This window comes from Arthrobacter sp. 10T413_2, assembly GCF_056394205.1.
The window spans coordinates 1-5,439 of record NZ_JBFTHK010000233.1 but is presented as its reverse complement, the minus strand read 5'-3'; the positions used below and the strand labels follow the sequence as shown (position 1 = coordinate 5,439).

Genomic DNA, 5,439 nt, shown 5'->3' with positions numbered 1-5,439 from the left:
TATGTCCAGTGGCCGGGGCCGGGGCTGGACATGTCCCGTGGCGGCGGCGTGGTGCTGCGTGGGACATGCCCATTGCCGCGGAGGACATGCTCATTKCTGGGGCGYACGGGTGGGCATGGTGGTGATATGTCCAGTGGCCGGGGCCGGGGCTGGACATGTCCCGTGGCGGGGGCRTKGTGCTGCGTGGGACATGCCCATTGCCGCGGAGGACATGTCCATTGCTGGGGCGCACGGGTGGGCATGGTGGTGTTATGTCCAGTGGCGGGGGCCGGGGCTGGACATGTCCCGTGCCCTGAGCCCCGGCCTGCGGAAGGGTGCCCCTACGGCCGGGCTGCCCCGGCGGAGACGGGTGGGGCGCTGTCCGGTGTCTGGTCCAGGCTTGGTTCGAGCCGGACAATGACCGCCTTCGAGATCGGCGTGTTGCTGCCCTCGGCCGTGTKGTTCAGCGGTACKAGCACGTTGGCCTCGGGGTAGTACGCGGCCGCGCAGCCGCGGGCCGTCGGGTAGGACACGACGCGGAACTTGCGGACCACGCGTTCTTCGCCGTCCTCGTACACGCCGCGGATATCCACGTACTGTCCGTCCGCCAGGCCGAGTTCGGCGAGGTCGTCCGGGTTCACGAACACCACATGGCGGCCCTTCTTGATGCCCCGGTAGCGGTCGTTGTGCGAGTAGATGGTGGTGTTGAACTGGTCGTGGGAGCGCATGCTCTGCAGGATCAGGGTGCCCGCCGGCCGCTGKACATGCTCGAGGTCGTTGACGGTCAGCACGGCTTTGCCGGTGGGCGTGGGGAACGTGCGCGAGTCGCGGGGGCCGTTGGCGAGAACAAACCCGCCGTCCTGCCGGATCCGCTGGTTGTAGTCCTCGCAGCCGCCCACTACCCGCGAAATGTGATCGCGGATGAGGTCGTAGTTCTTTTCAAAGCCGTCCCAGTCCGCCTTGATCTTGGTGCCGACGAGGAGTTTGCCCAGCCGGCTCAGKATGGCCGGCTCCGACAGCAGCTGATGGGACACCGGCTCGACGCTTCCCCAGGACGGGTGGACGGCGCAGACGGTGTCCTCCACGGACACGAACTGGGGCCCGGATTCCTGGATGTCGATCTCGGTCCGGCCCATCGTGGGGAGGATCAGCGCCTCKCGGCCGGTCACTGCGTGCGACCGGTTCAACTTGSTCGAGATCTGGACCGTCATCTCCGTATTTTCCATCGCGGCCTCGGCCGCATTCGTGTCCGAGATCGCCGCCACCAGGTTGCCGCCCAAGGCGACGAAGACCTTGATCTCCCCGGCGCGCATCTGGTTGATGGTCTCGACGGCGTCCGTGCCGTGTTCGCGCGGCGGCTCGAAGTCGAACTCCTTGCCGAGGGCTTCCATGAAGGACTGCGGCATCTGTTCCCAGATMCCCATCGTGCGGTCGCCCTGGACATTGCTGTGTCCACGGATGGGGGACGCACCGGCACCGGGCTTGCCGATATTGCCGCGGAGCAACAGGAGGTTGATGATCTCCTTGATGGTGGCAACGCCCTTTTTCTGCTGCGTGATGCCCATGGCCCAGGTAATGATGACTCTCTCGGCCTTGAGGTAGCGGGCGGCCAGCTCATCGATGTCCTCGCTCCGCAGGCCGGTAGCCTCCAGCACAGCGCGCTCATCCAGCCGGGCCAGGTGCTCCTTGAGCTCCTCGAGCCCCTCGCAGTGTTCGGCCAGGAAGGCGTGGTCCAGGACAGTCCCGGGCTTCCTGGCCTCGGCGTCGAGCACGCGCCTGGACACGGCCTGCAGCAGCGCCATGTCCCCGCCGATCCGGATCTGCAGGAACTGGTCCGCGATCTGGACGCCGTGGCCGATCACCCCGTTAACCTGCTGCGGGTTMTTGTACCGGCGCAGCCCGGCCTCTGGCAGGGGATTGACGGCCACGATCTCGCCGCCGTTGTGCTTGCAGTTCTCAAGCTCGGTCATCATCCGGGGGTGGTTGGTCCCCGGGTTCTGGCCCATGATGATGATCAGGTCCGCGTTGGCGTAGTCGTMGAAGCTGACGGTCGCCTTGCCGATGCCGATGGTCTGGCCCATGGCCCAGCCCGAGGATTCGTGGCACATATTGGAGCAGTCCGGCAGGTTGTTGGTGCCGTAGCCGCGGACCAGCAGCTGGTACAGGAAGGCCGCCTCATTCGAGGTGCGGCCGCTCGTGTAGAACGCCGCGCGGTCGGGGGAGTCCAGCCCCTTGAGCTTGTCGGCGACAATCCGGAGCGCTTCGTCCCAGCTGACCGGCTTGTAGTGGTCTTCCCCGGCGGGCTTGTAGACCGGCTCCGTGAGCCGGCCCTGCATGCCGAGCCAGTACTCGGACCGGCTGCGCAGCTCGCTGACCGGGTGCTCCGCCCAGAAACTGGAGGGAATCGTGATCGGGGTCGCCTCCCACGTGACGGCCTTGGCGCCGTTCTCACAGAACTCGAACGCCTTGCGGTGGTGCGGGTCCGGCCACGCGCAGCTCGGGCAGTCGAAGCCGTCCTTCTGGTTCATGGCCATGACGGTCTTCCGCGTCCGGTTGAGCCCCATCTGCTCGATGGCCGGCTTCATGGAGTGGTACACGCCCGGGACGCCGGCGGCCCAGCTCTTCGGCCCGTTCTCGACAACGAGCTCTTTCTCCGACGGTTCCTCCACCTGAGGATTCTTGCGAGTCACGTGAACTTCCCTTCTGCAACCACCGCCCGGACAGGACGGCGAGCCGATGTGCCTCTAAGCACCCTACCGTCAKGCCTATCAGCTTGCCCGGAGGGCCGCAAGCGATCCGCCGTCGACGGCGGTGCCGCAGTTCCGTAGCATGTGCGGTAGGCGCACCCGGCACCGACGGAACAAAGGAGCAGCCGTGAAACTGATGACCCTGGTGTGGACGGCGGCAGCGACCGCCGCAACGGCGGCGGCCGGCGGCGTCGCGACAGATCCGGCCAGCGCCTGGTACCGGCAGCTGCGCAAACCGGACTGGCAGCCGCCCGCCGTCGCCTTTCCCGTGGTGTGGACCGCACTCTACGCTGACCTCGCCGTAAGTTCCGCCGTCGCCCTGGACAGCCACGACACCACGGACGCCCCCGGCGTTAAGACTAGGCGGCAGGAGATCGCCGCCTACCGGGGCGCCTTGGCCGCCAACCTCGTCCTCAATGCGACGTGGAGCTGGCTCTTCTGGCGTGCCCGCCGGCCGTGGCTCGCGGCGGCGGAGTGCGCCATCCTGACGGTCAGCAGCGCCGACCTCGTCCGCCGKACCTACCACGTGAACCGCGGCGCCGGAGTGTCCCTGGCGCCCTACGCCCTCTGGTGCGGATTCGCCACCGTCTTGTCGACGGCAATCGCCCGGCTCAATCCCGGCGGGGGCAGCCGGGAGCAGTAATCCGCCGATTCAGCGGCCGGCCACGAGCGCGTCCCGGATTTCGCGGCGCAGGACTTTGCCGATCAGCGAGCGCGGCAGTTCATCCACCACGGCAACCCGGCGCGGCACCTTGTAGGCGGCCAGGGTCTCGCGTGCGAAAGCCAGGAGCGCCTCCGGATCGACGCCGGGTCCTGCGGCGGGGACGACGGCGGCGACCACGTCTTCGCCGCCACCGGGGCGGGGCAGGCCCACGACGCACACTTCCAGGACGCCGGGGTACTCGGCGAGGACGTCCTCCACTTCCGTGGGGGAGACATTGAAGCCTCCCGTGATGATCAGCTMCTTGATCCGGTCCCGCACCGTCACGAACCCGTCCCTGTCCACCGAGACAATGTCCCCCGTGCGGAACCAGCCGCCTTCCAGAAGTGATTCCTCGGTCTCCTGCGGACGGTTCCAGTAGCMGGCAAAAACCTGCGGGCCCCGGACCAGGAGCTCGCCTTCCTCGCCCGGGGCGCGGTCCAGCAGGACGTTCCGCGGGTCCACCACCCGGATGTCGGTCAGGGGAAACGGGACCCCCACCGTTCCCGGTTTCCGGCTGGGACCGAAGGGGTTGCCCAGCGCGATGGGCGAGGTTTCCGTCAACCCGTAGCCCTCAATCAGGTAGCCGCCGGTTGCMTTCTCCCACGTCTCCACTGTCGCCGTCGGCAGGTTCATCGCTCCCGAGATGGAAAACCGGATGCTGTCCAGGGCAATGCCGCGCTCGGCCGCGGCGGCAGCGATGCGGTCGTAGATCGGCGGCACTGCCGGCAGGAACGTGGCCGGCGATTTCTTGTATGCCTTCAGCACAAGGTCAACGTCGAACTTGGGGAACAGCACCAGCTTTGCGCCGATGCTCAGGGCAAACGTCATGCACAGCGTGAGCCCGTAGGCGTGGAACATCGGCAGCACCGCGTAGACGGTCTCCCGCCCGTCCTTGAGCCCGGGAACCCAAGCGCGGCCCTGAGCGGCATTGGCCTGCAGATTGGCATGGGTGAGCATAGCGCCCTTGGGCTGGCCTGTGGTGCCGCTCGTGTACTGGATGACGGCGAGGTCGCCGGCGGCCGGGCGCGGATGCTTCTTCTTCRGCTCGCCGGCGGCCAGGAGCTCCTTCCACGGCAGCACCGTCCGGTGTGCCGGCGCCGCCGCTTGCCAGGGCGCGTGCCGGCMGGCGGYCAGTGAGGCCCGGGCCGTGCGGGCAACGGGTACCGGGAGCCGCAGCGCCATCCGCTGGAGCAGCGGCATCGCCGGAATCAGCTCAACGGAGACGATGGTCTGCAGCCCGACGTCGGCGGGCAGCTGCCGGACCTTCTCCACGGCCTTGTCCCAGACCACCGCGACGGTGGCGCCGTGGTCCTCGAACTGATGACKGAGCTCGCGGTCGGTATACAGGGGATTGTGTTCGACGACGACGGCGCCCAGCCGCAGCGCCGCATGGAACGCGATGATGTGCTGCGGGCAGTTCGGCAGGACCAGCGCCACCCGGTCGCCGGCCCTGACGCCGAGCTTCCTCAGGCCCGCGGCCGCCCTGCTGATGGCGGCCCCGAGTTCGCGGTAGCTGGTGCGTGCCCCGAAGAATTCCAGCGCCGTCTTCCGCCCGTAACGCCGAACGGAGGAGTCCATGAGATCGACCAGGGAGCCCGMGGGGAGTTTGAGGTCGACGGGAACACCAGGGCCGTAGTGGCGGGTCCAGGGGCGGTCGGTATGCTCGGGCCCCKCGGATCGTCTGCTCATGGTGTGTCCTTGCCACTGGGCTGCGCCGGGTTGCCGGCCGTCGGGCCCGGCAGGGCCCGTCAGGAAATCCTACCGGGGGAGTACCGGACGGGGAGCACCGGACCGGGAGTACTGGGGCGGGRGTACCGGACCGCACCGGGCGACAGCGGCGGCACCCGGGCCGTGAGGTGACTTTCGGCCCTTGGCACCCGGCAGGCCCCGGCGGAAGCTGGGGCGTACACCGCGAGCGGCAGGTCTGCGCATTTTTGTAGGTCTGCGCATTTTTGCAGGTCTGTGCAGTGGACAGGTCTGCACAGTGCACAGGTCTGCGCGGTCCACAGA

The 5,439-nt window shown here is 68.1% G+C and carries 3 protein-coding genes; 1 reads left to right on the top strand and 2 read right to left on the bottom strand.

All coding sequences use genetic code 11. From position 1 onward, the window contains the following. Nucleotides 1-320 precede the first annotated feature (320 nt). Complete coding sequence (locus AC1DBQ_RS21280; RefSeq protein ID WP_476930403.1) at nucleotides 321-2,669, bottom strand: FdhF/YdeP family oxidoreductase; 2,349 nt, start codon at nucleotides 2,667-2,669, stop codon at nucleotides 321-323. 193 nt (nucleotides 2,670-2,862) lie between these two features. Between AC1DBQ_RS21280 and AC1DBQ_RS21275 the strand changes: the two genes are divergently transcribed. Then, complete coding sequence (locus tag AC1DBQ_RS21275) at nucleotides 2,863-3,369, top strand: TspO/MBR family protein (RefSeq protein WP_476930404.1); 507 nt, start codon at nucleotides 2,863-2,865, stop codon at nucleotides 3,367-3,369. Nucleotides 3,370-3,378: 9 nt separating this feature from the next. On the opposite strand, the gene AC1DBQ_RS21270 is transcribed toward AC1DBQ_RS21275, so the two are convergent. Then, a complete protein-coding gene (locus tag AC1DBQ_RS21270) occupies nucleotides 3,379-5,118 on the bottom strand; it encodes a long-chain-fatty-acid--CoA ligase (RefSeq protein ID WP_476930402.1) in 1,740 nt (579 codons plus the stop codon). Nucleotides 5,119-5,439: the final 321 nt, after the last annotated feature.